This is a genomic window from Acrocarpospora sp. B8E8 (assembly GCF_039871605.1).
GTDB lineage: Bacteria > Actinomycetota > Actinomycetes > Streptosporangiales > Streptosporangiaceae > Acrocarpospora > Acrocarpospora macrocephala.
Window position 1 is genome coordinate 41643 of the sequence record NZ_JBDPLV010000057.1, and the last position, 26050, is coordinate 67692.

Sequence of the window (26050 nt, forward strand, 5' to 3'; positions counted from 1 at the left end):
GCCTCGGAGAGGAGGTTGTCTGACCCGAAGACGCCTCGCTGCGGTTCACCTGCGGGCAGGAGTCGTAGTAGTCGTAGGCGCGGAGGTGAGCCGGTGGTGGCGGCTGCGGACACCCAGCAAGAGAGCCGCCAGCAGGGAAGCGATGGCGGAGGCCAGCAGGATCGCGGTCTTGGCGGCGGTCAGGTGCGCAGGGCCGGGGTAGGACAGTTCGGCGATCAGCAGCGAGATGGTGAAGCCGATCCCGCCCAGCACGCCGACGCCGGCGATGTCGGCCCAGCCCAGCCGCGGGTTGAGGCGGGCGCGGGTGAAGCGGGCGGTCAGGTAGGCGGCGCCGAAGATGCCCAGGAACTTGCCGCCGATCAGCCCGGCCACGATGCCCCAGGTGATCGTGCTGGACCACACCCCGCCGGTGCCGCTCAACGCGACTCCGGCGGACATCAGCGCGAACACCGGGAGCACCAGCCCGGCCGAGAGGGGGCGCAGCACCTGTTCGGCGCGGTGGGAGGGGCTGAGTCGTTCACCGGGGCGGGCGCTGGTGGGCATCAGCAGGCCCATCGCGATCCCGGCGATGGTGGCGTGGATCCCCGAGGCGTGCATCAGCGCCCAGATCGCCGCCGCCAAGGGCCCGAACAGCAGCCAGCCCGGCACCGCGGCCCGCACCCGGCCCGCCAGGGCTCCGCGCCCGTTTTGCAGGTAGCCGAACACCATCAGGCCGATCACCGCGCCGGCCAGCGCCAGCCAGGACAGGCCGAAGGCGTAGAAGACGGCGATGACGATCACCGCGCACAGGTCGTCGACGATGGCCAGGGTCAGCAGGAAGGTCCGCAGCGGGGCGGGCAGGTGAGGGCCGACGACGGCCAGCACCGCCACCGCGAAGGCGATGTCGGTGGCCATCGGGATGCCCCACCCGCCCACGGCCTCCGGGCGCGAGAAGTTGAACGCCACGAAGATCACGGCCGGAGCCGCCGCACCGCCCACAGCGGCGACGATGGGCAGGGCGGCGCTGCGCGGGTCGCGGAGTTCGCCGTGCACGAGTTCCTGCTTGAGCTCGTTGCCGACGATGAAGAAGAACACCGCCAGCAGCCCCTCGGCGGCCCACGCCTGTACCGGCAGATCCAGGTGCAGCGCGGCAGGCCCGAAAGTGAAGGAACGCAACGCCTCATAGGAGCCGACCAGAGGCGAGTTCGCCCAGATCAGCGCCACAACGGCGGCGCCGATCAGCAGGGAGCCGCCGACCGCGTCCGAGCGCAGCGTAGCGGTCATCGGTGTGAAAACAGACATCAGAACTCCAGGAACGGCGCGAGAAGGGGGATGTCACACCCCTGCGTCCAGTACGTGCGTCCAGCACGCCACACACCGGCGTGGGATGACGCATAAGGGAAACCGGGCGCCCGCTTCAAGCAGCGGGTTCAGAAGGCCCGTGGTGGGGAGACGCTCACCAGGGCGCCCCATGTACTGACATAACCGTTTGTGCCGATCGGGCGATGCTCCAGCGGCTCCAGCACTACACGCTCGCCGCGCCATCCCCGCACGGCAGGGCCACACACCGGCCTCAAGGACCCAGGCATGGGAATGGGAATGGGAATGGGGACATGGCTCATCGTGATGACCTCCCCCGTCCTGGTGCGCCTGCGATAACCGTCAGCCTAACAACCCGCCCCCAGCCGGGTTACGGCGACCAACTCCGTAGCCCGGCGCCAGGCCGCCATGGCGATCCTCCGGTGGGCACGTCAGCCAGCTCCGGGAGGAGATCGGTCCGGCCGGTCGGGCTTTTGTCTGGTTTCGGTCGTTGATAGGGTCGTCGGCAGGTGAGCCGGGAAGTCTGGTCGGCGCTTCTGTCGCCGACTCCGTGGGAGCCTCCGCCGTGCGTGCTCGCGATCTGCTCACCGACTTCCCGACCGTCACCCTCGACACCCCGGTCCGCGAGGCCGCCCGGCTCATGGCCGAACAGGCACTGGCCGGTCTGATCGTCCTGGAGGACGGCGGGCGGCCGGCAACCATCCTGGCGGGCACCCAGGTGCTGCGCCTGATCGTGCCCCGCTACTGCCAGGACGACCCGGCCCTGGCCCGCGTGATCGACGAAGCCCACGCCGACCGATTCTTGGACGAGATCGGCGGTTATACCGTCCGCCAGGCGTTGCCACCCGATCGGCGGGAACTGCCGGTCACCGACCCGGACGCGACCGTGCTGGAGATCGCGGCGCTGATGGCGCGCACGAACAGTCCGCTGGTCGCGGTCGTGGAGAACGGCCGCCTGCTGGGGGCGGTCACGCTGCAGGTGCTGATGGACCGGGTGACCTCCGCGTGAGCGTGCTCGCCTGGCTGTCGGTGGCGGTCTTCCTCGGCGCGTACGCGCTGATCGCCACCGAGCGCATCCACCGGGTCGCCGCGGCGCTCGGCGGGGCCGGGATCATGCTGGCCATCCACGCCACCGACGCGGGGGCGGCCTTCTTCTCCGAGCACAGCGGCGTCGACTGGAACGTCGTGTTCCTGCTGCTGGGCATGATGGTCATCGTCGGCGTCCTCAAACGCACCGGTGTGTTTGAGTATTTAGCGATCTGGGCGGCCAAGCGGGCGCGCGGGCGGCCGTACCGGCTGATGGTGTTGCTCGTGGTGATCACGGCGGGCGCGTCGGCGTTGCTGGACAACGTGACCACGGTGCTGCTGGTCGCGCCGGTGACGTTCCTGGTGTGCGCGCGGCTGGCGCTGCCGGTGGTGCCCTTTCTGATCGCCGAGGCGATGGCCTCCAATATCGGCGGCGCCGCCACCCTGGTAGGGGATCCGCCCAACATCATCATCGCCAGCCGGGGCGGCCTGTCCTTCAATGACTTCCTGGTCCATATGGCGCCCATGGTCGTGCTGCTGATGATCGTGTTCCTGGGCCTGTGCAGGGTGATGTTCCGCAAGGCGTTTCTCTACGATGCCGACCGCGCGGCCGAGATCATGCAACTCGATGAACGCGAGGCGATCGCCGACCGGAGGCTGCTGTGGCAGAGCCTGGGCGTGCTCGGGCTGGTCATGGCCGCCTTCGTGCTCCATCCGGTGCTGCACTACGAGCCGTCCGTGGTCGCGATTTTGGGCGCGGGCATCCTGGTGGCCGCCACCAAGGTGACCACCGCGCAGGCCATCGAAGAGGTGGAGTGGGAGACGCTGGTCTTCTTCATGGGCCTGTTCGTCATGGTCGGCGCCCTGGTGGAGACCGGCGTCATCGGAAAGATCTCCCAGCTCGCCGTCCAAGCCACGGAAGGGCGGCTCGGCCTGACCACGATGGTGCTGCTGTGGGCCTCGGCCGGGTTGTCGGCGATCGTGGACAACATCCCGTACGTGGCGACGATGAGCCCCATCGTGGCCGACCTGGTGCAGGCAGGCGGCGGGGGCGAGCACGCGCAGGTGCTGTGGTGGGCGCTGGCCTTCGGCGCCGACCTGGGCGGCAACGCCACCGCCGTCGGCGCGGCGGCCAACGTGGTCGTCCTGGGCATCGCCGCCCGCCACCGGCAGCCGATCAGCTTCTGGGAATTCACCAAGTACGGCCTGATCGTCACCCTCGTCACCGTGGCGTTGGTCACCCCGTACCTGTGGCTGCGCTACCTCGCCTGATGCCGCCGCGCTTACTGTCCTGATCGAAAGGCATCCTCCGTGACCGCTGACCCGAACGTGCGGCTGAGCTGATGGGCGATCTCCTCCTGATCTTCGCCGTGGTGCTGCTGCTGGCGGTGCTGGTCTCCAGCCTGGCCAATCGCACGATCCTGTCCACCGCGGCGCTGTTCCTGCTGGCCGGATTCGTCGTGGGCGACGGCGCGCTGGGCCTGGTCTCGCTCACCCCCGGCGACGAGATCGTCGCCACGCTGGCCGAGCTGGCCCTGTTCGCTGTCCTGTTCACCGACGGCATGCGCGTGGGCTGGCGCGAGCTGCGCGCGGCCTGACGGCTGCCGGGCCGCGCCCTGGGGTGGGGCCTGCCGCTCACCCTGCTGATCACGGCCGCGGGCGCGCATTACCTGGTCGGGCTGGCGTGGGCGCGGGCGCTGCTGGTCGGGGCGATCCTCGCGCCGACCGATCCGGTGTTCGCCGCGGCCCTGGCCGGCAACGACAAGGTGCCGCCACGGCTGCGCCAGCTGCTCAACGTCGAATCGGGCGTCAACGACGGGCTGGCGCTGCCGTTCGTGGTGCTGTTCCTGGCGATCGCGGCCGGATCGGAGGATCTGCATCTGGGGGAGCTGGGCCTGGAACTGGCCTTGGGATCGTGATCGGGGTGGCGGTCCCGTGGCTGGCGATCAAACTGGAGCAGACCCGCTGGTTTTCCGCCTCCACCCAATACGAGCCGCTCAACGCGCTGGCCATCGGGCTGCTCGTGCTCGCCCTGGGCAAGGCCACCCACGGCAACCTGTTCTTGGCCGCGTTCTCGGCCGGGATCACCGTGGCCACCTTCGGCGAACGGCAGCGCGAATCCTTCGAGCATTTCGGCGAGCTGATCGCCGAGTTGTTCAAACTGGCCGCGCTGCTGGTCTTCGGCGCCCTCATCAGCCTCCCGCTGCTGGGGTCGGTGGGTTGGCGCGGCTGGCTGTTCGCCGTGCTGTCCCTGGTCCTGGCCAGGCCCGTGGCCATCTGGATCTCCTTCCTGCGGTCCGGGCTGACGGTGCGGGAACAGGCGGCGGTGGCCTGGTTCGGGCCCAAGGGGTTCGCCTCGGTCGTCTACGGGCTGCTGGTGCTCGGCTCGGGCATCGCTGCCGCCCCCGGCGTCTTCCAGCTCGTCGCGGTCACCATCGTCTTATCGATCCTGCTGCATTCCTCCACCGACATCGTGGTCGCCCGCTGGTTCGATCCCGATATCAGCGACGAGCGCGACATTCCCGCCTGGCACGGCGCGGCCAGACGGCTGCGCGATCGCGCCCGGCAAGGGCTGGCGCCGCCTGCCAGCCGGGAGTAACGTCAACGGCGGTGCGCCGGGAAGCCTGGTCGGCAAAGGTCTGACACGACGATCAGCTCCGGAGGCGCAGATGACCGGTTCCCCGCGACAGCACCGCGCAGACGGGACCACAGAGGCTACCGCGACCGAAACGGGCAGATCTTTACGTCGGCTCCCCCCTGCGGGAGAGCGGAATCTGATCCTGGCCCGCGTAGGGGCGGGGACGGTGGAGTACCGGACGCACGGTGACGGCGCCGGCACGGTGGTGGTGTTCCACGGCGGTCACGTGCGGGCGCAGCTGGCCTTGGGCGAGGACGTCTTCACCGATGCGGGATTTCGGGTGCTGATTCCCTCGCGTCCCGGCTACGGGCGCACCCCAATGACCGCGGGGGCCACGGTGACGGACTTCGCCGATACCATCGCTCGCCTGTGCCGGGACCGGGAGATCGACCAGATCGCCGCGGTGGTCGGCATCTCCGCCGGCGGACGCACCGCGCTGACCATGGCAGCCCGCCATCCAGACCTCGTGCAGCGGGTGATTCTGCAAAGCTCGGTCGGTTTCCTGCCCTGGCCCGACCGGCGCACCCGCCTCGGCGGACGGATCGTGTTCCATCCCCGGGTCGAAGCCGTCACCTGGGCCCTGCTGCGCACGGCGATTCGCTTCGCGCCCGGGCCGGCCTTGCGGCTGCTCACGCGCGACCTGTCCCTTCTTCCCGTCGACCAGGTGCTGGCGCAGCTGAGCGCCGCCGACCGCGCCACGCTGACCGAGTTGTACGCCTCCATGCGCTCGGGCCGCGGCTTTGTCGCCGACATGCGTCCGGTGGCCGACTGCACCGCCCACATCAGCCAGCCCACCCTGATCATCGCCACCCGCAACGACCGCGCGGTGCCCTTCGCCCACGCCCAATCCCTGGCCGCGGCGATCCCACAGGCCGAACTGGTGGAAAGCCGCGCCGACAGCCACATGATCTGGTTCGGCTCCGACTATCCCGCCGTCGCCGCAAAGATACGCGCGTTCCTCCTTGCCGATCACCACACCGTTTGCGGCACGTGAACGCGTAGCGTGGCGCGGCAGTTGGCCGGTGACAGCAATCGCCGACCGGGCTTCCCGGCACACCCGCAGGGAAGCTATCCAGAACGTCAAGATCGGACACGGTGGAGCGATGCCGGTCATCGAGGTCAACGGGGTCGTCAAGCGCTACCGCGACGTGACCGCGGTCGACGAGGTCAGCCTGCGGGTGCAGCCGGGACAGATCTACGCCTTGCTGGGCCTCAACGGCGCCGGCAAGACGACGCTCATCCGCATGCTGCTCGGCATGATCGCCCCCACCCGCGGATCCGTACACGTCCTGGGCGCCGCTGTCTCCGCCGGCGACCGCTCGGCCTGGGCTCGGGTCGGCTATCTCGTCGAAGCGCCCGCCGCCTACCCCGAGCTGACCGTGCGCGAGAACCTCGAGCTCGTGCGTCGGCTGCGCCGCCTGCCGGGCGTGACCGCAAACGTCACAGGCGTAGCGGACGTCATCGACCAGCTGGCCCTGACCCCCTACGCCGACCGCCGGGCCCGCACCCTGTCCCTGGGCAACCTGCAACGCCTGGCCCTGGCCAAAGCCCTCATCCACATCCCCGACCTGCTCATCCTCGACGAACCCGTCAACGGCCTGGACCCCGCCGGCGTCGTGGAGATCCGCACCCTGCTCGCCGGCCTGGCCCACCAGCACGGCACCACCGTGCTGCTGTCCAGCCACCTGCTGGCCGAGGTCGCCCGCCTGGCCACCCGCATCGGCATCCTCCACCACGGCCGCCTGCGCGCCGAGCACCACGCCGACCAGCTGGACCGGCAGCGGCACCGCCACCTCCACCTGACCACCCGCGACGACACCGCCGCCGACCACGCGCTGCGCGCCCACGGCTACCATCCCCACCCCGCCGACGGAGGCGGGCTGCAGCTCACCGACGAGCACGCTCTGACCCGGCCCGACCAGGTGGCCACCGTCCTGGTCCACGCCGACGTCCCGCCCACCCGGCTCGTGACGGTGGAAGAGGACCTGGAAACCTATTTCCTGCGCATCGTCGGAGCCGATCATGCGTGAGGCACTCTGGTCGGAGCTGCTGAAGATCCGGCGCAGCCGCCTGCCCTGGCTCACCACCCTGGCCTTCACCCTCGTCGCCGTGGTGTGCGGGCTGTTCATGTTCATCCTCACCGACCCCGCCCGCGCCCGCGCGCTCGGCCTGCTCGGGGACAAAGCCCAGCTGTCCGGAGCCAGCCCCGACTGGCCCGGCTATCTGGCCCTGCTGGCCCAGGCCGTCGGCGTCGGCGGGCTGATCCTGTACGGCATCACCGCCATCTGGCTGTTCGGCCGCGAGTTCAGCGACCGCACCGCCACCGATCTGCTCGCCCTGCCCACTTCCCGCACCGCCATCGTCGCGGCCAAGTTCACCCTCGCCGCTCTGTGGGCATTGCTGCTGGCCGCCTGGGTGTGCGTGCTCGGGCTGCTCATCGGCGCGGCGCTCGGCCTGCCCGGCTGGACGGCCTCCGCGGGTGTGCACGGCCTGGTCCGGATTGTGGTCACGGGTGCGCTGAGCAGTCTGCTGACCACCCCGCTGGCGCTGGCCGCCAGCCTCGGTCGCGGCTACCTGCCGGCCGTGGGCGTCATGTTCGTCATCGTGTTCACCGCCCAGGTGATCGCCGCCCTCGGCTTCGGCGCCTACTTCCCCTGGTCGGTCCCCGCCCTGTATGCCGGCCTCGCCGGCCCCGGCCAAGACCAGCCCGGACCGCTGGGCTTCGCACTGGTGCTGGCCACCGCTGCAGCCGGCGCCCTCGCTACGGCCGCCTGGTGGCGCCGAGCCGATCACACCCGCTGACCCGCCTACCCCAGTGCCCGGCGTTGGCCGGCCGGGGCGACTGAGCATCGGAGCGTCAGGCGGGCGGGCCTGCCACGGCGCCGTGAACGGCAGGGGCGCCAGATCCACGCCGGGCCGCTGCGGCACACGCGGAGAAAAAGGGGATAGCGTCAAGAACGCGTCAAGAAACACCTATTCGCGGCATTAGCCCGATATCGTCTCGCCTCGGGTCCTGCGCCCCAGCAGGCGAGGCGTTACCGCCAGCCGGACTCACCCCATTCCCCCTTTCCCTCTTCCACCTTGCCGGGACGGTGTTTGCCATGGCCTGGAGCGGATTGCGGAGCCGATTAGTCGACCACTGGTATGGAAATCGTGGAAATCGGTCTCCGCGTGCGCCCGGTCCGGCCGATGCCTGGGCGGGGTGGGGGCGATGAGGCGCGGGAGCATGGCCTCGGTCATGACCACCGTCATGACTGTGGTCATGACCATAGGCGTGTCCGGTCTGCTACGGCATCCGGCGCGGGCGGTGGTGGCCGGGTTCGCCGTAGTGGTGGCGGCCGGGACGGCCGGGCTCATGCTGCCGGCCGCCAGCGCTTCGGGGGAGCCGGTGGGCTGGGTGACGGCGCTGTTCACCGCGACCTCGGCGGTGTGCATCACCGGCCTGGTGGTGGTCGACACCGCCGCCCACTGGTCGGTGTTCGGCGAGGTGCTGATCGCGGTGCTGATCCAGATCGGCGGTCTGGGCATCATGACGGTGGCCACCCTGCTCACCCTGATGGTCTCCCGACGCATCGGGCTGCGGGCGGTTGTCGACTCAGGCTGAGACCAAGGCCGCGACCATGACCGGCCTGCCCCGCGTCGTGCGCAACGTCGTGCTGTTCAGTTTGATCTGCGAGTCCGCCGCGGCGCTCGTGCTGACGGGGCGGTTCATGCTCGCCTACGGCCAGCCGCCCGGGCGGGCGATCTACCTGGGAATCTTTCACGCGGTCTCGGCCTTCAACAACGCCGGTTTCGCGCTGTGGCCGGACAACCTGATGCGGTTCGTCACCGATCCGTGGATCTGCCTGACCATCGCCGCCGCGGTCATCGCCGGAGGCCTGGGCTTCCCGGTGGTGTTCGAACTGCTGCGTGGCTGGCGGCGGCCCCTGCACTGGCCGAGGCCATCGGCCAGGCCGTCACCGACGACGTCATGAACGAGCGCGCCAGGCAACTGGCCGCCGCCGTACGCGAGGAGGATGGGGCCGCGAGCACGGTCGCCGTGCTGGAATCGGTGGTCGACCGGCAGCGGAGCGGAACATAACCGCCCACAAGATCCGGCATCCGGCTCAAGAGGCCCCGGATCGGCTTCCGGCGGGTTTCCCGGCGCGTCCAGTAGCGGCGCAGGTCCGCGAAGTCTTGGTCGGCGACGAAATGTAACGGGCGCGCAGCAGCCACCAGCACGATCATCCCGGTTGGGCCTCACGGCAGCGTTCTTGCCGGCACCCCATTTGCTTCGGCCTGCTGCGCCACCGTCCCGCGCTGATCGGCAAGGCGGTCCGGGCCCCGGCGATCGGGTTCGGCACCGCGATCGCGATCACTTTCGCCTGCGCCCTGGTATCGAGCCGGCTGGGCTGGATCGACGCGGGCGTGCTCACCGGTCACCGAGAGGTCAAGTTCATCGTCAAACCCGATAAATGGTCGTTCATCGTCGCCCTGCTCGCGGGCGCCGCCGGGGTGCTGTCGATCACTGCGGGCATGTCTTCGGCCCTGGTCGGCGTCTTCATCTCGGTCACCAGGGTCCCGGCCGCCGGTTACGCCTCTCTCGCGCTGGCCCTGGGCACCTGGGAAGACGTCGGCGGCTCCGCCCTCCACCTGGCCGTCAACATCACCGGCATGATCCTGGCCGACACGCTGACCCTGCTCCTCCAACGCCTGCTCTGGTCCCGGTACGGCCTGTCGGCCCCACTGACCCACCGGGAACAAGCACGGCACGCCCAACCTCCTCTTAAGAGCTGAGGGGGCCGAGGTGCCCGGCGGTTCCCCGCGTGAGGGGCGCTCGACCAGCTCACGGGTCGCTGCTGTCGAAGGGTACGACCGGTCTAGCGGGATCTATGACCCTTCCGCCTTGGGCTTGTCTCATCCATGCCGGAGGCTACTCGGGCTTGGCGATCCCCAGGGCGTGGGTGAGGTGGTGGAAGGGAAACGATCGAGGCGCTCGATGGTGAATCCCATGCGCTGGATGGCGGCTACGGTGTCGCGGGCGAGTCGGCAGCCACCGGATACACGCGACCAGATCGGGGTCACCATCTGCTCGGCCAGGGCGAGGATCGGCGTGGGCGAGGGTGATGTTCGTAGAACCGATCGCCGCGGTCGGGATGACCACGGGGGCCCGCGACACCATCCGGTTCTGCCGGACGGCGGACGGCGTGCGCGTCGCCTGGGCTGTCACCGGCGCCGGGCCTCCCCTGGTCAGGACCGCCAATTGGCTGAGCCAGATGGACCTGGAACGCACCATGCCCATGTTCACCCACTGGTTCGAGGGCCTGACCCGTGGCCGGCGGCTGATCCGCTACGACGAGCGGGGCTACGGCCTGTCCGACTGGACGATGGGCTTCACCCTGGAGGAGTGGATCGAGGACCTGGACGCCGTGGCCGACGCGGCAGGGCTCGATCGCTTCCCCCTGCTCGGCGTCTCCCAGGGCGGCCCGCTGGCGGTGGCGTACGCCGCGCGCCGGCCCGAACGGGTCAGCCGGCTGGTCCTGAACGCGGCCTATGCCCGCGGCCGGATCGCCCGGGCGCGCGACGCCGCCGAGCTCGACGAGGCGGACCTCGACCTCAAACTCACCCTGGCCGGGTGGCACGCCCAGGACAACAGCTATCAGCGGTTCTTCGGCTCCCAGTTCCTCGCCGGAAGTCCGCCGCAGCGATGGGATGAGTTCACCAGCTTCCAGAAGCGGTCGGTCTCGTCGGCCAACGGGGCCTGGTTCTTGGAGGAGCAGTCCCGCCTCGATGTCTCCGATCTCGCCGGCCGGGTCTCCTGCCCGACGCTGATCGTTCATTCCCGCGACGATCCACGCGTTCCCGTCTCGCAGGCGACGGAACTGGCCCAGCTCATTGCCGACAGCCAGCTGGTCCTGCTCGAGGGCCGCAACCATCTGCTGACGGCCGACGAACCGGCTTGGCCCCGGTTTCTGGACGAGCTGGACGCCTTCCTGGCAGAGGAGGAGCCCGGCCGTGGGTGAGCCGCGCACGGACATCAGTTCAGATCCACAGCTCGTCGCGCCCCACGACATCGTTCTCATACCGGGCATTCGGCCGGAAGCTGACGATAGCGGTGCCCCGTACCGTCACGGCCGATCAAACAGCGGACGACGTCACCGGCCAACGGAGTCCGGTTCCTGGAGGAGTTCGCCCGGATCGACGTGTCCGCCATCGCCCACGGGTCACCTGCCCGACGCTGATCCTGCACTCCCGCGACGACGAGCGCGTCCCGGCTTCACAGGCCAACGAGTTGGCCGCCCTCATCCCCGACAGCCGGCTGGTCCTGCTCGACAGCCGCAACCACCTGCTCACCTCGTCCGAACCGGCCTGGGTCGAATTCCTTACCCGCATCGACGCCTTTCTGACCGAATGAATCCGGCTACCCGACCGGGTTGCCGACTTCATGACCCGCGGGATTCGCCGCCACTGAGAAGCGGCGGGCGGCCAGCAGGACCCTCAAAACCATGACCGGGGTCATCAGCGATGCGGGGCGGGCGAGTAGGTTCTGCACCCGCAGCGTCTGGCGGGCCACCGGGATCGAGGTGCGACAGGCCCGCAACACCATGTCGAGGTAGCGGTTGACGAGGCCGGTGCCCACCGATTCGGGGCCGCTGGTGCAAGGGTGGGCGAAGTCGGCCGCAGCGGCAAGCCTCCACGGCGCGTCGACCACCTTGGCCGCCTGCCGGTAGAAGGCACGGGCCAGCTGCGGCGAGGTTAGGCCATGGCGGGCGATGGCCCGGCCCAGGGCCTGGGCCTGCAGAACCGCCGACGACATCCCCTGCGCGTGGACGGGGTTGAGGCTGCAGATGGCATCGCCGAGCACCAGGAATCCCGCCGGAGTCCGGTCCAGCCGTTCCACGTGGCGGCGCCGGCTGGTGGGCATCCGATAGGTCAATACCGGTGTCAGCACCTCGGTCCGGGCCAGGACGTCGGCGATCAGCGGCGACGCCAGGCAACGGGCGAAGTCCTCGTACGCGGCCAGCTCGATCGGCGGTGCGTCGTCGTGGAAGGAGCCGAGCGTGATGATCCATCGGTTGCCCTCCGCCGGCACCATACGGCCCATGCGGCGGCCCTGGGCCGGGTCGTCGACCTCGACGGCAACGGCGCGGGTGAGGTCGTCCGGCTGTCGCGGCACCACCCGCGTGCCGCAGGCCAGATCGATGCCGATAGCCGACACCTCGGGTGCCGGAAACCCCCTTTCGGCCAGCAGGTCCAGGAAACGGGTATGGCGGCCGGAGCACGCCACCACCAGGTCGGCCCGGTGCTGCACGCCGTCGACCTGAACACCGACCACCCGGCCATCCTCAAGAACCAGGCCGTCCACCGCTGTATCGTCGGCGACCGACACGTTGGGCCGTTGCCGCAGTAACCGCCTGCGGACTGTTGTCTCAAGCAGGGGCCTGCTCATGGACAAGGCGCAGACGCCGAGATCGGACGCTGTCCAGGAGGCGCCCCCTTGGTGCCACACCAGCCCGTCGGTGTCGAAGGCAACCGCACCCCCTGCCCGCAGCTCGTCGGCAAGGCCCGGAAACCAGCCATCCAGCACCCGCTGACCGGCAGTCAGCAAGACATGGGCGCGGCGTCCCTGTGGGACACCGCTACGCGGGATCGCGTCCTCGGGCAGGTGATCCCGCTCCAAGATCCGCACCCGGTCGACATGGTCACTCAAGACCCGAGCGGTCACCAGACCGGCCATACCCGCACCGATGACTATCGCGCTGCTGCCCTCACGCCTGCTCACCCTGCCCGCCTTTCCGGTTCACACCCGGGCCGACTCCGGACTAGAAGGCGGCCGAGGCGGGTGCCGGTTCGGGTTCGAGTACGCCCGCTCCTGGTCGGTCGGCGTACAGCGCTTCGATCTCGGCGGCGTATTTCTCGGCGACCGGCCTGCGGCGTAGTTTCGAGGTCAGGGTGAGCTCGTCTCCGCCCGGCTCCCAGAAGGCCGGCAGGATCTGGAACCGCTTGATCTGTTCGGCCCGGGATAGCTTGGCGTTGCCCGCGGCGATCCCCGCCGTGATCTGGCGAACCACGTCCGCGTGGGCGGCGAGCGCCGCGGCGGAGGTGTCCTGGAGCCCGTGCCGGGCGGCGTAGGCGGCTGCGGCGTCGGCGTCCAGCACGGCCAGCGCGGTGTTGTACGGCCGCCCGTCCCCGATGGTGGCGATGCCGCCGAGCAGGGGGCATGCGGCCTTCATGACGTTCTCGATGTGCGCCGGTGACATGTTCTTGCCGGCCGCGTTGATGATGAGCTCCTTCTTACGGTCGACGACGGTGAGGTAGCCGTCGCCGTCCACGGTCATCACATCGCCGGTGTGCAACCAGCCGTCCCCGTCGATCGCCTCCGCGGTCTTCGCCGGTTCCCCCCGATAGCCTTTCATCACCAGTGGCCCGCGTACCAGGAACTCCCCGTCCTCGGCGACCCTGCCCTCCATCCCGGGCAGCAGATGGCCCACCGTGCCCAGCCGGTGCTCGGCCGGCGATGTCACGCTGGCGACACAGCTCAGCTCCGACATGCCCCAGACCTCCGCGATCGGGACACCCAGCCCGCTGAAGAAGGCCAGGACCTCCTTCGGGATCGGCGCCGCGCCGGAGACCGCCCACCTCAGCTGGTCCAGCTCCAGCTTGGCGCGCAGCGGGGACAGGACTACCTCGTCGGCCTTGGCGTACTCGGCGGCCAGCTCCGCGGGCAACTCCGATCCGGTCATGCCGGCCTCGGCCTTGCGCGCGGCGACCTCCAGCGCCCACAGCAGCCCCTGGCGCCTGGTCTCGTCAGGTTCAGCCGCCACGCTCGCGAGGATGCCCGCCTTGAGCTTCTCCCACACGCGGGGCACGGATGCCCAGATCGTGGGCCGGCAGTCGGCGAGCGCCACGGCGATCTGCCGCGCGTCAGGCACCACGGTGATCTGGGTGCCCAGCGTCTCCTGGAAATACAGGGCGGCCACCCGGTCGGCGATGTGCGCGCTCGGCAGAAAGGACGTGGTCCGGTCGCCGAACGCCACCGGCAGCACCTCGGCGACGGCGAACACCTCGAACAGCAGGCTCTCGTGGGTCATCTCCACGCCCTTGGGCTCGCCGGTCGTTCCCGAGGTGTAGATCAGTGTCAACACGTCGTCCGGCCGCACCGCCCGCCACGCCGCCTCGAAGTCGAAGCCCGGCGAACCGCGGCCGACGAGTTCCTTGACGCTGATGGTGCCCTCCGGCACGCCATCGACGCACACCACGTGTTCGACCGGGGCCCCGCAACGCCGGATCCGCTCGACGTACTGCTCCTCGCACATCACGACCTTCGTACCGGAACTGGCCAGCACATGGGCCAGCTGCTCGGGGGCCAGCGTGTTGTACACCGAGAACGAGGTGGCACCGAGGTGCTGCGCCCCGACCTCCAGCGGATAGAACTCCAGCCGGTTGGCCATCATCAGCGCGACGGTGTCGCCTCGGCCCACCCCGATGGCGCTCAACCCGGCCGCGACCGCGCGTACCTCATTCGCGTACTCCCCCCAGGTCAGGGTCGCGGTGCCGCCGACCGTGCGCAGGGCGACCGCGTCCGGATCCACCGCCGCTGTCCGCTGGAAAGCCTCGCAGTACGTCCTGGGCCTCTCCGCATCGAGCATCGGGCTCCGTCCAGGATCTGGGCGGTTGCCGGGCCCGGCCGTACCAGCGCCGATGACGGTGGCGGCGCCGTTGGGTGTGGTCATGTTCCGATCCCATCCTCCGATTCGGGTTCCCGGACCGGGTAGCGGACCGGGACCGTTCGATCATCGGGCCTTCTGTAGGCACGTCGCTTGGTGGAAGTCTGAGGATTCTCTGAGGAAGTATTGAGATCCGGCATTCCGGGCCAACGGGCCCACATCTACGCTGGGGTCCCATCCGTCAAGCAGCCAACGGGCGTTGTATCACCAGTTCCCGCGCGCCATGATGACGGCGACGAGCTCTCCGCGCCTGTGAGCGCGTGATCGACCGGGGCGAACGATGACGGTGACGCCCGGCCCCGCGCGCGGGGCAGTTCCACGACCCGACGCCGCGCACAGCTGCCCGAGGCGTCCTGAGGTGGTGCTGCCTTAGCTTGATCGCGCTACCGAGTGAGGTTGCCGCCGCTGTAGGGGTGCGCCAGAGCAGCCGGTGGGTGGCGATGCCGGCTCACCACGCAGGCGCTTCAGATCATCAGCGTGATCACGCCGGCCACGAGCGTCGCCGATCAGCTTCTGGCAGTTCACCCGCTATGGCCTGGTGGTCACCTTCGTCACGGTCACCCTGGCCGTGCCGTACCTGTGGCTGCGCTACCTCATGGTCTGAGAGCTGCGGCGGGCGACCTCGGGATATGCCGGGCCATGGTCGACCGCGTCAACAGGCCGTCAGGGCCAGTATGAACCGCGTCACGACTCCGTATGTACGGCTCTGCCCCCAATGCTGTTACGGTATGGCACGGTGTGCCGGGAAGTCTGGTCGGCAAGGTTGTTCGCGTCGACCCACGGAGGCATCCTCGATGGCTGGGCTACTGTCGGCGTTCGCCTGCGTACTCCTGCTGGCCGTCCTGCTGTCCAGCCTTGCCAATCGCACGATCTTGTCTACGGCGGCGCTGTTTCTCGTGGCCGGATTCGTGCTGGGAGACGGCGCGCTGGGGTTGGTATCGCTCACTCATGACGACGAGATCGTCGCAATACTGGCCGAGCTGGCCCTGTTCACCGTGCTGTTCACCGACGGCATGCGGGTCGGCTGGGCCGATCTGCGCACCGCCTGGAAGCTGCCCGGCCGGGCACTGGGCTGGGGGTTACCGCTTACCCTGGCCATCACCGCGGTGGGTGCGCACTACCTGGTCGGCCTGGGCTGGATCGAGTCTCTCCTGATCGGCGCCATTCTGGCCCCGACCGACCCGGTGTTCGCCGCCGCGCTGGTCGGCAACGAGAAGGTCCCGCCCCGGTTACGCCAGCTGCTCAATGTGGAGTCGGGCGTCAACGACGGCCTGGCCCTTCCGTTCGTCATGCTGTTCCTGGCCATCGCCGCCGGATCGCAAGACATGCACCTGGGCGAGCTCGGCCTGGAACTCGGCCTTGGGGTGCTGATCGGAGTGGCGATCCCGTGGCTGGCGATCAAGCTGGAGCAGACCCGCTGGTTCTCCGCTTCCACCCAGTACGAGCCGCTCAACGCCCTGGCGATCGGTCTGCTCGTGCTCGCGCTGGGCAAGGTCACGCACGGCAACCTGTTCCTGGCCGCGTTCGCCGCCGGGATCACCGTGGCCACCTTCGGCCAGCGGCAACGCGAGTCATTCGAGCATTTCGGCGAGCTGATCGCCGAACTGTTCAAACTGGCCGCGCTGCTGGTCTTCGGCGCCCTCATCAGCTTCCCCCTGCTGGGGTCGGTGGGCTGGCGCGGCTGGCTGTTCGCCATCCTGGCGCTGATCCTGGCCCGCCCCGTCGCCATCTGGATCTCCTTCCTCGGCTCGGGACTGTCGGTGCGGGAGCAGGCCGCGGTGGCCTGGTTCGGACCCAAGGGCTTCGCCTCAGTGGTCTACGGCCTGATCGTCCTGGCCTCCGGCATCGCCGTCTCCCAGGAGATCTTCCAACTGGTCGCGGTGACGATCGTGCTGTCGATCCTGCTGCACTCCTCCACCGACATCGTGGTGGCCCGCTGGTTCGACGACGAGCGCGACGTGCCTGCCTGGCACGGCGTGGCCCGCCATCTTCGAGACAGGAAACGCGGGAGAGCGTCCGCATGAAGCCAGCCACCAGGCGCGCCCGGTGGTCAGCGATCCTCCTGGACCGCTTCCATCACCCCGCGCAGGTCGTGGCCACCGGCTTCGGTGCCGCCATCCTGATCGGCACGGTCCTGCTCGCGCTGCCGGTCGCCACGACTTCGGGTGCGGCGGTGGGCTGGGTGACCGCGCTGTTCACCGCGACGTCCGCGGTCTGCGTGACCGGCCTGGTCATCGTCGACACCGAGTCCCACTGGTCGGTCTTCGGCGAGGTGGTGATCGCCGGACTGATCCAGGTCGGCGGGCTGGGCATCATGACTCTGGCCACTCTGTTCACCGTCCTGGTGGCCGGTCGCCTCGGCCTGCGTGCCCGGATCCTGGCGCAGGCGGAAACCAAGACGCTCAGCATAAGTGACGTGCGTCGCGTGGTGCGCAACGTCGTGCTGTTCAGCCTGAGCTGCGAAGCCGTCGCGGCCGTGGTACTCGCCGTCCGCTTGATGATCGGGTACGGCGAGCCGTTCGGACGTGCCGTCTACCTGGGTGTGTTCCACGCGGTCTCGGCGTTCAACAACGCCGGGTTCGCCTTGTGGCCGGACAGCCTGATGCGCTTCGTGACCGACCCGTGGATCTGCCTGACGGTCGCCGTCGCGGTCATTATCGGCGGGATGGGCTTCCCCGTGGTGTTCGAATTGGCTCGCTCCTGGCGACATCCGACCCGCTGGTCGGTGCTGACCCGTATCACCGTGGCTGTCACCGTCACCCTGCTCGTCGCAGGCACCCTGGTCTTCCTGGCCACCGAGTGGCGCAATCCGAAGACCTTGGGCGGCCTCGACGACCCGGCCAGGCTCCTGGCCGCCTTCTTCACCGCGGTCATGCCGCGGACGGCAGGCTTCAACAGCCTCGATATCACGCACATGTACCCGTCGAGCTGGCTGGCCACCGACCTGCTGATGTTCATCGGCGGCGGCAGCGCCGGCACCGCGGGCGGCATCAAGGTGACCACCTTCGGCCTGCTGGCCTTCATCATCTGGGCTGAGATGCGCGGCGAGAGCCGGGTCAACATCGGCCATCGCCGCCTGCCCGAGTCCGCCCAGCGCCAGACTGTCGTGATCACCGCGATGAGCGTGGTCCTGATCGCCCTGTCCACCTACATCCTGCTGGTGCTCACCCCGCACAGCCTGGACCAGGTGCTCTTCGAGGTCGTCTCGGCGTTCGGAACGGTCGGTCTGTCCACGGGGATCACCGCGACCGCCACCCCCGCCGGACATCTGTTGCTGGTGGTGCTGATGTTCATCGGCCGGATCGGACCTCTCACTCTCGGCTCCGCTCTCGCCCTGAAGGGGCGCACCCGCCGCTACGAACTCCCCGAGGAACAGGTAATCGTCGGCTGAGAGAAGAGCGACGCGGCCGTGATCGGCCAGGCCGGTTCCCCAGACGGGAGTATCGCCCCGAGCCTGGACACATCGTTCCGCGAGAACGTCAGTTCGCTCATGGCATTCACCAGGAAACCGGTCATGAACAGCCACGCTATGATCGCTGTAGCGAAGGCCGCGATCAGATTACGCGCCCACACCCCGAACATGCCGGCCACGATGGCCATCACCTTGAAACGCGCCGCCGCTCAACGTGACAGCGGCACAGGCCAGGACGACCGCCATGAAGCCGCCAGGGATCAGGAACTCGATCGGCATTCTCCCGGCGCGCATTTCTTATGCTTTCACACGGGGATATCGACTCTCAGATGTTGGGCAGGCCGAGGGCGAGTATGACCAGGTCGGGGTGGAATTCGGCGGCCTCGCAGGGCGGAGCCGCGGTCGGTGGACACCGCGACCTCGTAGTAACGGGCGGCGAGGTTGATCCGCAACGGCGCGCAGGATCTGCGGCTCGTCGTCGATGACCAGGATGCCTGTCAGGCAACCACCGCTCGCGAAGAGATGGGCAGGGTAAGAATCATGGTGAGACCTCCCCCTGGCGTCTCCTCGGGCACCAGGGTTCCGCCCATGGCCTCGGCGAGTCCCCGGGAGAGGGCCAGACCCAGGCCGACACCGGTGTGGTTGTCGCGATCGCCGAGCCGCTGGAACGGCATGAAGACCCGGTCGTAGGCTTCGGGCGGGATGCCGGGACCATGGTCGACGACGCGAACCTCGACGTGATCCCCGTGCGAGCTGGCGGTGACCAGCACCTTCTCCTGTGGTGCGCTGTAGCGGACCGCGTTGGACATCAGGTTGACCAGGATGCGTTCCAGCAGCGCCGGGTCGGCGATGATCTCGGGTAGTTCGAGGGAGATGTCTGCCTCGACCCGCTCGCTCATCGGGCCGAGGTCGTCGATGGCCCGGGGCACGATCTCCTCCAGCGCCACCGGTTGCAGGGTCAGGCCAAGCACGCCGGCCTGCATGCGGCTCATGTCCAGCAGGTTCTCCACCAGCCGGTTCAGCTTGATCAGAGACTCCTCGGCGGTCGCGAGCAATTCCTCACGGTCCGCATCGCTCCACCGGATCTCGATGCTGCGCAGGCTCTCCACCGCGGCCTTGGCCGAGGCGAGCGGGGTGCGCAGGTCGTGGCTGACCGCGGCGAGCAGCGCGGTGCGCATCTTGTCGGCCTCGGCCAGCGGCTTGGCCTGTTCGACCTCCTCACGCAGCCGCTCCTGTCGCAGCGCGACGGCAGCCTCGGCGGCGAAGGCCTCCAGCACCCTGCGGTCGGCCGCGTCCAGCAACCGGCCGCGCACCGCCAGCGTCAGGTGTTCGTCGATGATCACGTCGGTGTCGGCGGCACTGGGATTGGTGCAGGGCGCGCCGCCTGCGGTGGCCAGGATTCGCCATGCCTGCGGGTCGCCCTGGTCATCTGGGCCGGGGGCCTGGATGCGCTCCAGCAGGGTGACCGAGGCCAGGCCGAAGGTCTCCCGGAGGCGGGCCAGCAGGGAAGGCAGCGCGGCCTCGCCGCGTAGCACGTGGCCGGCCAGGGTGGACAGCGCCTCGGCTTCCGCGCTGGCCCGGGCCGCTTCTCTGGTACGGCGGGCCGCCAGATCGACGATGGCGCTGACGGCGACCGCGACCAGCACGAAGACGATAAGCGAGAGCAGCACCTCCGGGTCGGAGATGATCAGGGTGCGGTAGGGGTGGGTGAAGTAGTAGTTGAGCAGCAGGAAGCCGCCGATCGCGGCGGCCAGAGCGGGCCACAGCCCGCCTACCAGCGCCACGCCGATCACCAGCCCGAGGAACATCAGGATCTGGCTGGGCAGGGCGAGGGCGTCGCGCAGCCCGTACAGAGCCGTGGTGAGGGCGGGCAGTCCCAGCACGCTCATGCCCCACCCGGCCAGCCGCCGGGTGCGGGTCAGCGCGGCCCGGGATGAGGACGGGCGTCGCCTGCCCCGGCTGATCTCCTCGTGTGTGATCATGTGCACGTCGATCGAACCGGACAGCGCCGTGGTGGTCACCCCGACCCCTCGGGAGAACAGCTGGGCGAACCGGCCGCGTCGGGAGGCTCCCAGCACCAGCTGGGTGGCATTGACGCCGCGGGCGAAGTCGAGCAGCGCCCGCGGGATGTCCTCGCCGACCACCTGGTGGTAGGTGCCGCCGATGCTCTCCACCAGCGTCCGCTGGCGGGCCAGGCTGGCCGGGTCGGCGCCGGTCAGGCCGTCCCCCGTGGTGACGTGCAGGGCCATCAGGTCGGCGCCCTTGGTGCGGGCGGCGATGCGGGCGGCTCGCCGCACGAGCGTGTCGCCTTCGGGGCCGCCGGTCAGTGCGACGACGACCCGTTCGCGCGTCTCCCACGTCCCGGCGATCCCGTGGTCGGCGCGGTAGCGGTCGAGCTGGTCGTCGACCTTTCCCGCGACCCAGAGCAGCGCCAGCTCGCGCAGGGCGGTCAGATTGCCGACCCGGAAGTAGTTGGACAGTGCCGCGTCGATCTTCTCCGGTGGATAGACGTTGCCGTGGGCCATCCTGCTGAGCAGGGCCTCCGGCGACATGTCGACCAGTTCGACCTGCTCGGCCCGCCGTACCACCTCATCCGGCACGGTCTCCCGCTGCGGGACGCCGGTGATGGCCTGGACCACGTCGTTAACCGACTCCAGGTGCTGGATGTTGACCGTGGAGACGACGTCGATCCCGGCGTCCAGGATCTCCTCGATGTCCTGCCAGCGCTTGGCGTTGCGCGAACCGGGCACGTTGGTGTGCGCCAGCTCATCGATCAGCACGGTCTTCGGACGCCGGTCGATGATTGCGTCCACGTCGAGCTCGGTGAAGCGGGTTCCCCGATGGGGCATGCTCCTGCGGGGAATCACCTCCATGCCGTGCAGCAGTTCGGCGGTGCGGGGGCGGCCATGGGTCTCGACGAGGCCCACGACCACGTCCCTGCCACGCTCCAGACCACGGCGGCCCTCGCCGAGCATCGCGAAGGTCTTGCCCACACCCGGGGCGGACCCCAGGTAGACCCTCAGCCGCCCGCGTGGCATCCTCCTCACCCCTGGTCGAGGGCCAGATTGAGTTCCAGCACGTTGACCGCGGGCTCACCCATGAAGCCCAGGCCGCGGCCGGTCGTGTGCCGCTCGATCAGCGCCGTGACGGTGGCGAGGTCGAGGCCGCGCTCCCTGGCGACGCGAGGAGCCTGGAGCTCGGCGTAGGCCACCGAGATGTGCGGGTCCAGGCCCGAGGCGCTGGCGGTGACCGCGTCGGCGGGCACGACCGCGACAGCCTGGCCGCGGATCGGGACGGTACGGCCGGCGGAGTAGTCCTCACCGGGCGTGCCGCACTCCACCTTCACGCCTTCATACGCGGCGATGAAGGGGGCGGCGGGGCAGGCCTGGTTGACGCTGACGGCACGGGTCGCAGTACCGACGGCCGGGAAGACCTTCAGCACCGCGCCGACGCCATCGGCGGTGCAGAACGGGCGGGTGCCGGAGACGCCCTCCCGTTCACCGACGGCCCTGGACCGGGCGCACACCTGGGTGAGCAGGCTCTGCTGGCCCTCCTCGGGGTTGCCCTCCTCGTCGGTGGCGCCCGGGACGGCCAAGGTGTCCAGGACGTCTTCGGGGCCGAGGTTGCTGGCGCTCGTGGACGTGAGATCGTACCCGTCGCCCGCCGCCGACGGCCGGGACTGGAAGTACTGCCTGGCGGGGTTGCCGTCGGCGTCGGTGAAGTTCTGGCCGACCAGGGCGCTGCCGACGGTTTTCCCGTCCTTCTCGATCAGCGAGCCGTTGGCGTTGCCGTTGAACACGGCCTGGGCGACGCCGGTCGCGGCGAGCGGATAGATGATGCCGGTCACCGCCGTGAGCACGAGCAGCGCCCGCAGCGCGGCGAGGTGCTGGCGGATCCAGCCTGGCATGCGGTCCATTTATGACATTCCCGGAAGGAACTGGAGGAGCAGGTCGATGATCTTGATGCCGAGGAACGGCACGATGATGCCGCCCAGGCCGTAGATGATCTCCCCGGCCTCGACCACGACGAAGTCGCCCTGCCTGAGCTCGGGGGCGCCGACGACGTCCCATTCGGTGGAGGTGCGGCTCTTGAGCCGACGGGCGGTGGTGTCGCGCTGGGCCGCGCGCAGCGTGGCCGCCTGGGCCTTGCCGCGGCCTTCGGCCACGGCCTCGGCCAGGTTGGCGAATACGGCGGTCAGCCAGAGCCACACCACGGTGGCCCACGCGAACAACGACGGATCAGCGATGGCCAGAACGGTGGTGAAGGCCGCGCCGATCTCGACGATGAACATGACCGGGTTGCGCCACATGGAGGCCGGATTGAGCTTCTTCAGCGCGTCCGGCAGCGACTTGATCATTTGCTTTGGATCGAGCAGCCCGCCGCCGATCTTCTTCGGGGCAGAGGTACGGCCCGGCGCATGGAGCACGGGAGTTGACATGTCAGAACAGTCCTTCCGCGATCGGCCCCAGCGCGAGGGCGGGCAGGAAGGTCAGCGCGACCAGGATGACGGTGACGCCGACGATCAGGCCGACGAACTGGGGCCGGTGCGTGGGCAGGGTGCCCGCCGAGGCCGGGACCGGCGCCTGCTGAGCCAGCGAACCGGCCAGGGCCAAAACCAGGATGATCGGCAGGAAACGGCCGAAGGCCATGCACAGGCCGAGCGTGGTGTTGTGGAATTCGGTGTTCACGCTGACCCCGGCGAAGGCCGAGCCGTTGTTGTTGGAGGCGCTGGTATAGGCGTAGAGGATCTCCGAGAAGCCATGCGGCCCGCTGTTGAGCATGGCCGAGCGACCGGTCTCGGTGGCCATCGCGACGGCCGTGCCGACCAGCACCAGGATCGGGGTGACCAGGAAGTACAGCGACGCCAGCTTGATCTCCCGGGCGCCGATCTTCTTGCCCAGGTACTCGGGGGTGCGGCCGACCATCAGGCCCGCCACGAACACGGTGATCACCGCGAGGATCAGCATGCCGTACAGGCCCGCGCCCACGCCTCCCGGCGCGACCTCGCCGAGCAGCATGTTGAAGATCAGCATGCCGCCGCCGAGCGCGGTGTAGGAGTCGTGGAAGGAATCGACCGAACCGGTGGAGGGCAGCGTGGTGGAGGAGGCGAACATCGCCGAGTTCGACACGCCGAAGCGGGTTTCCCTGCCCTCCATCGCCTGGCCGATCGCCTGTGGCGGTCCCGCCCGCGCTCAGCTCGGACCAGTTGGTCAGACCGACGCTGAGGGTGAAGATGGTCGCCATGACCGCGAGGATCGCGTAGCCCTGCCGGTTGTCGCCGACCATGCGGCCGAAGGTGCGGGACAGGCAGAAGGAGATGACCAGCAGTAGGAAGATCGTCAGCCAGTTGGTCCACGAGGTGGGGTTCTCGAACGGGTGGGCGGAGTTGACGTTGAAGATGCCGCCGCCGTTGGTGCCCAGGTCCTTGATGGCCTCCTGGGAAGCCGCCGCGGCCGGGGTGAAGGTCTGCTCACCGCCGGTCAGCGTCGCCCAGGTCGAGTGGTCGGCGAAGGTCTGTATCGCGCCACCGGCCACCAGCACCAGGGCGGCGAGGAAGGCGAGCGGCAGCAGGATGCGGACCGTGCCGCGCACCAGGTCCACCCAGAAGTTGCCCAAGGTGTCGGCCTTCTTGCGGGCGAAACCGCGGACCAGGGCGATCGCCACGGACATGCCGACCGCGGCCGAGACGAAGTTCTGCACGGCCAGGCCGGCGGTCTGCACCAGGTGGCCCATCGTGGCCTCGCCGGAGTAGGCCTGCCAGTTGGTGTTGGTGACGAAACTGACCGCGGTGTTCCAGGCCAGCGCCGGGGAGACCGGTTCCATGCCCAGCGACAGGAACAGGTGGGACTGCAGCCGCTGCAGGCCGTACAAGAACAGGATCGAGATCACCGAGAAGGCCAGCACGCTGCGCGCGTACACGCCCCAGCGCTGCTCGGTGTCGGCCTTGACCCCGATCAGCCGGTAGACGAGACGCTCGACCGGGTGGTGATGCGTACCGGTGTAGACGCGGTACATGTACTCGCCCAGCGGCTTGTAACAGATGGCCAGGGCGAGCAGAAGGGATCCGATGAAACCGAGCCCGGCTAAGGTCGAGGACATCAGAAACGCTCCGGGAAGAGCAGAGCCACGATCATGAAGATCACCAGGCCGGCGGCCAGGACCAGACCGACGGCGTTGACGGCACTCACAGCCGTTCCACCGCCTTGACGGCAAGCCCCAAGATCGCGAACACCGCGATCGTCAGGGCGACGAAGATGACGTCAGCCATCCCTGCTCCTCATGTCTGAACCAAATGCTTCGGGCCGCCCAAGCAGGCGGCCCGGGAACGAAGTCAATCGCGAAAGATGAGGGCTTCTCATACGTCTTGACGGCTTCCATACGCCGGCGGCGGGAATATTGACGCCCCCCATACGCCGCTACCTGATTTCACCCCCTTTTTTTGACGTAGAGAATCCGTATGCGCGCGCTCTGGTGGCTCGGCTCCTGCGCTGTTACCGCCGATCTCGGAGCGCCGGGAAGTCTGGTCGGCACCGCCATATCCGACCGGCTTCGGGGAGGCGCCCATGTCGGGCATTCCTGCCGTGCTCATCAGCGGGTTCACCAAGACTTTCGGTGCCGTCACGCGCTGGACGGTTTGAACCTGGACGTCCGCACCGGCGACGTTTACGGGTTCCTCGGCCCCGGCGGCGCGGGCAAGACCATCACGCCACGCATGCTGCTGGGGTTGCTGCGCCGCCAATCCGGTCACGCCGAGCAACTCGGCGGCCGCCCCTGGCATGACGCGGTCGAATTGTACCGGTGCCTGGCCTACATGCCGGGTACGTCGTCCTGTGGCCTACCCTGTCCGGCGACGGTAAGGCCATCGACCTGCTCGCGCGGCTGCTTGGCGGGGTGGATCCGCGCCGCCGGCCCGTGCTGCTGGAGCGCTTGGATCTGGTTCCGACCAAGAAGGGCCGCGCCTATTCACGGGAGAACCGGCGGAAGGTCGCCGTCATCGCGGCGCCTCGCCTCGTGGGGCTCCTGCTGCTGAACGAGCCGACCGCGGGCTGGACCCCGCTGATGGAAGCCGACTTCCGCGAATGCGTCGCAGAGGAGCGCGGCAATGGGCGAACCGTGCTGCTGTCCAGCCACATCCTGTCCGAGGTGGAGGCGTTGTGTGACCGGGGCTCCTAACCCCCGGCCAGGCACCGCCCCTCGAAACGGTGCGGCCGCCTCGCCATGCTCACTCTTCTTCCAGCAAGGAGATCACGTTTGTCCAAAAAGATGCGCGTCTGGCGCGTGGATCTGGCGGCGGCCGGCCTGGTCAACTCTGGTCGGTTCTGGTCGGCGTGGAGGCACCTTGATAGGTTCACAGTGGTGCGCCGGGAAGTCTGGTCGGCAGGAAGTACAGTCGATCGTCCGGAGGCGCAGATGTGGTCCGCTTCTTTCCGGCCACAGCCGTGAGAGCCGATCCGGCCGTTCCTCGCTGGGTTCGGTACGCCCTGTGCGCCACCGTATTGGCCGCCTTTGTCGTAGGCCAATCCACCTACTCCAGCGTGAACGAGCAGGCCAAGCGCGAAACTGCGGAGCGAGTCAGCGTTGAGGCCGAACTGATCGAGGCGATTCCCGTCACCGCCTCCGGCGGGAAGGTCTACCTGACTCCTTGGCGGAGCTTTCAGGCCCGCTGGACCACCCCCGACCGGGTCGAGCACAGCGGGCCGGTGACGGCCCCGATCTCCGCCAAGGTGGGGACCGTCATCGAGGTGTGGGTAGACCGGGAGAGCGGCACAATCGCCGATGCCCCGGCGACGTCGCAAGACGCGGCCACCCGGGCCGGTTGGACCGTGCTGCTGACCATACTCGGCGCCGCCGCGCTCATCGTGGTGGCCAGGCGCCTCACGCTGACTCGGAGCAGCCGTGGTCAGGCGCACACACTCGAAGCGGAGTGGCGGCGGATCGCTGCCGAGTGGCGACGCCGCTACCTCTGAA

The 26050-nt window shown here is 69.1% G+C and carries 21 protein-coding genes and 3 pseudogenes; 15 read left to right on the forward strand and 9 right to left on the reverse strand.

Annotated elements, in window-relative coordinates:
• Nucleotides 1-45: 45 nt before the first annotated feature.
• A complete protein-coding gene (gene nhaA / locus ABGB08_RS39575) occupies nt 46-1281 on the reverse strand; it encodes a Na+/H+ antiporter NhaA (protein ID WP_347601491.1) in 1236 nt (411 codons plus the stop codon).
• A 583-nt stretch (nt 1282-1864) separates the two neighbouring features.
• Between nhaA and ABGB08_RS39580 the strand changes: the two genes are divergently transcribed.
• The 11 genes and pseudogenes from ABGB08_RS39580 (at nt 1865) to ABGB08_RS39630 (ending at nt 11357) form a co-directional block, all read left to right on the forward strand.
• Nucleotides 1865-2308: a CBS domain-containing protein gene (locus ABGB08_RS39580; protein WP_347601493.1), complete on the forward strand. Its 444-nt coding sequence runs from the start codon at nt 1865-1867 to the stop codon at nt 2306-2308.
• On the forward strand, nt 2305-3597 hold the full coding sequence (locus ABGB08_RS39585) for an ArsB/NhaD family transporter (protein WP_347601495.1): 1293 nt from the start codon (nt 2305-2307) through the stop codon (nt 3595-3597). The genes ABGB08_RS39580 and ABGB08_RS39585 overlap by 4 nt, the downstream gene beginning before the upstream one ends.
• A 71-nt stretch (nt 3598-3668) precedes the next feature.
• A pseudogene (locus ABGB08_RS39590) lies at nt 3669-4924 on the forward strand (cation:proton antiporter).
• Between the two features lie 205 nt (nt 4925-5129).
• Nucleotides 5130-5957 (forward strand): alpha/beta hydrolase, encoded by an 828-nt coding sequence (locus ABGB08_RS39595; protein ID WP_347601497.1) that lies wholly within the window; start codon nt 5130-5132, stop codon nt 5955-5957.
• A gap of 109 nt (nt 5958-6066) precedes the next feature.
• Nucleotides 6067-6993: an ABC transporter ATP-binding protein gene (locus ABGB08_RS39600; protein WP_347601499.1), complete on the forward strand. Its 927-nt coding sequence runs from the start codon at nt 6067-6069 to the stop codon at nt 6991-6993.
• Complete coding sequence (locus tag ABGB08_RS39605) at nt 6986-7765, forward strand: ABC transporter permease (protein ID WP_347601501.1); 780 nt, start codon at nt 6986-6988, stop codon at nt 7763-7765. Before ABGB08_RS39600 ends, ABGB08_RS39605 begins: the two co-directional genes overlap by 8 nt.
• 436 nt (nt 7766-8201) lie before the next feature.
• Nucleotides 8202-8567, forward strand: coding sequence for a potassium transporter TrkG (locus tag ABGB08_RS39610; RefSeq protein ID WP_347601503.1), 366 nt, complete (start codon nt 8202-8204; stop codon nt 8565-8567).
• Nucleotides 8568-8583: 16 nt separating this feature from the next.
• The gene (locus ABGB08_RS39615; protein WP_347601505.1) at nt 8584-8937 is read left to right on the forward strand and encodes a potassium transporter TrkG; all 354 of its coding nucleotides are present in this window, start codon (nt 8584-8586) and stop codon (nt 8935-8937) included.
• Between the two features lie 304 nt (nt 8938-9241).
• Entirely contained in the window at nt 9242-9739 is a 498-nt protein-coding gene (locus tag ABGB08_RS39620; RefSeq protein ID WP_347601553.1) for a DUF389 domain-containing protein, read from the forward strand.
• Between the two features lie 329 nt (nt 9740-10068).
• Nucleotides 10069-10965 (forward strand): alpha/beta hydrolase, encoded by an 897-nt coding sequence (locus ABGB08_RS39625; RefSeq protein ID WP_347601507.1) that lies wholly within the window; start codon nt 10069-10071, stop codon nt 10963-10965.
• A 92-nt stretch (nt 10966-11057) separates the two neighbouring features.
• The gene (locus tag ABGB08_RS39630) at nt 11058-11357 is read left to right on the forward strand and encodes an alpha/beta hydrolase (RefSeq protein WP_347601509.1); all 300 of its coding nucleotides are present in this window, start codon (nt 11058-11060) and stop codon (nt 11355-11357) included.
• Between the two features lie 6 nt (nt 11358-11363).
• Here the strand turns inward: ABGB08_RS39630 and ABGB08_RS39635 are convergent, their stop codons facing one another.
• Together ABGB08_RS39635 and fadD11 are read right to left on the reverse strand one after the other, a co-directional pair.
• Nucleotides 11364-12725: an FAD-dependent monooxygenase gene (locus ABGB08_RS39635; protein WP_347601511.1), complete on the reverse strand. Its 1362-nt coding sequence runs from the start codon at nt 12723-12725 to the stop codon at nt 11364-11366.
• Nucleotides 12726-12765: 40 nt separating this feature from the next.
• On the reverse strand, nt 12766-14676 hold the full coding sequence (fadD11, locus tag ABGB08_RS39640; protein ID WP_347601513.1) for a fatty acid--CoA ligase FadD11: 1911 nt from the start codon (nt 14674-14676) through the stop codon (nt 12766-12768).
• Nucleotides 14677-15464: 788 nt separating this feature from the next.
• Between fadD11 and ABGB08_RS39645 the strand changes: the two genes are divergently transcribed.
• Together ABGB08_RS39645 and ABGB08_RS39650 are read left to right on the forward strand one after the other, a co-directional pair.
• Complete coding sequence (locus ABGB08_RS39645; protein ID WP_347601515.1) at nt 15465-16694, forward strand: cation:proton antiporter; 1230 nt, start codon at nt 15465-15467, stop codon at nt 16692-16694.
• Nucleotides 16691-18061 (forward strand): potassium transporter TrkG, encoded by a 1371-nt coding sequence (locus ABGB08_RS39650; protein WP_347601517.1) that lies wholly within the window; start codon nt 16691-16693, stop codon nt 18059-18061. The genes ABGB08_RS39645 and ABGB08_RS39650 overlap by 4 nt, the downstream gene beginning before the upstream one ends.
• Before the next feature lie 518 nt (nt 18062-18579).
• Here ABGB08_RS39650 and ABGB08_RS39655 read toward each other — a convergent pair.
• From ABGB08_RS39655 to kdpF, 6 genes and pseudogenes are all read right to left on the reverse strand, one after another.
• On the reverse strand, nt 18580-21120 hold the full coding sequence (locus ABGB08_RS39655) for an ATP-binding protein (RefSeq protein ID WP_347601519.1): 2541 nt from the start codon (nt 21118-21120) through the stop codon (nt 18580-18582).
• Between the two features lie 5 nt (nt 21121-21125).
• Nucleotides 21126-21998, reverse strand: coding sequence for a potassium-transporting ATPase subunit C (locus ABGB08_RS39660; RefSeq protein WP_347601521.1), 873 nt, complete (start codon nt 21996-21998; stop codon nt 21126-21128).
• Nucleotides 21999-22520 (reverse strand): hypothetical protein, encoded by a 522-nt coding sequence (locus tag ABGB08_RS39665; protein WP_347601523.1) that lies wholly within the window; start codon nt 22518-22520, stop codon nt 21999-22001.
• Nucleotide 22521: 1 nt separating this feature from the next.
• Complete coding sequence (locus ABGB08_RS39670; protein ID WP_347601525.1) at nt 22522-23238, reverse strand: potassium-transporting ATPase subunit KdpA; 717 nt, start codon at nt 23236-23238, stop codon at nt 22522-22524.
• Nucleotides 23239-23317: 79 nt separating this feature from the next.
• Nucleotides 23318-24181 (reverse strand): annotated as a pseudogene (locus tag ABGB08_RS39675) (potassium-transporting ATPase subunit KdpA); the annotation flags it as partial.
• Nucleotides 24181-24270, reverse strand: a complete 90-nt coding sequence (gene kdpF / locus ABGB08_RS39680; protein WP_347601527.1) for a K(+)-transporting ATPase subunit F — start codon at nt 24268-24270, stop codon at nt 24181-24183. The pseudogene ABGB08_RS39675 and the gene kdpF, both read right to left, overlap by 1 nt.
• Nucleotides 24271-24645: 375 nt before the next feature.
• On the opposite strand from kdpF, the pseudogene ABGB08_RS39685 reads away from it, so the two are divergent.
• Nucleotides 24646-25246, forward strand: a pseudogene (locus ABGB08_RS39685) (ABC transporter ATP-binding protein); the annotation flags it as partial.
• Between the two features lie 275 nt (nt 25247-25521).
• Entirely contained in the window at nt 25522-26049 is a 528-nt protein-coding gene (locus tag ABGB08_RS39690; RefSeq protein WP_347601529.1) for a hypothetical protein, read from the forward strand.
• Nucleotide 26050 lies beyond the last annotated feature (1 nt).

Coding starts and splice junctions, on each gene's coding strand:
- ABGB08_RS39650 (WP_347601517.1), top strand. CDS start 16,691: ATGAAGCCAGCCACCAGGCGCGCCCGGTGGTCAGCGATCCTCCTGGAC.
- ABGB08_RS39645 (WP_347601515.1), top strand. CDS start 15,465: ATGGCTGGGCTACTGTCGGCGTTCGCCTGCGTACTCCTGCTGGCCGTC.
- ABGB08_RS39625 (WP_347601507.1), top strand. CDS start 10,069: ATGTTCGTAGAACCGATCGCCGCGGTCGGGATGACCACGGGGGCCCGC.
- ABGB08_RS39660 (WP_347601521.1), bottom strand. CDS start 21,998: ATGGACCGCATGCCAGGCTGGATCCGCCAGCACCTCGCCGCGCTGCGG.
- nhaA (WP_347601491.1), bottom strand. CDS start 1,281: ATGTCTGTTTTCACACCGATGACCGCTACGCTGCGCTCGGACGCGGTC.
- ABGB08_RS39605 (WP_347601501.1), top strand. CDS start 6,986: ATGCGTGAGGCACTCTGGTCGGAGCTGCTGAAGATCCGGCGCAGCCGC.
- fadD11 (WP_347601513.1), bottom strand. CDS start 14,676: ATGACCACACCCAACGGCGCCGCCACCGTCATCGGCGCTGGTACGGCC.
- ABGB08_RS39610 (WP_347601503.1), top strand. CDS start 8,202: ATGACCACCGTCATGACTGTGGTCATGACCATAGGCGTGTCCGGTCTG.
- ABGB08_RS39655 (WP_347601519.1), bottom strand. CDS start 21,120: ATGCCACGCGGGCGGCTGAGGGTCTACCTGGGGTCCGCCCCGGGTGTG.
- ABGB08_RS39670 (WP_347601525.1), bottom strand. CDS start 23,238: ATGGAGGGCAGGGAAACCCGCTTCGGCGTGTCGAACTCGGCGATGTTC.
- ABGB08_RS39615 (WP_347601505.1), top strand. CDS start 8,584: ATGACCGGCCTGCCCCGCGTCGTGCGCAACGTCGTGCTGTTCAGTTTG.
- ABGB08_RS39665 (WP_347601523.1), bottom strand. CDS start 22,520: ATGTCAACTCCCGTGCTCCATGCGCCGGGCCGTACCTCTGCCCCGAAG.
- ABGB08_RS39600 (WP_347601499.1), top strand. CDS start 6,067: ATGCCGGTCATCGAGGTCAACGGGGTCGTCAAGCGCTACCGCGACGTG.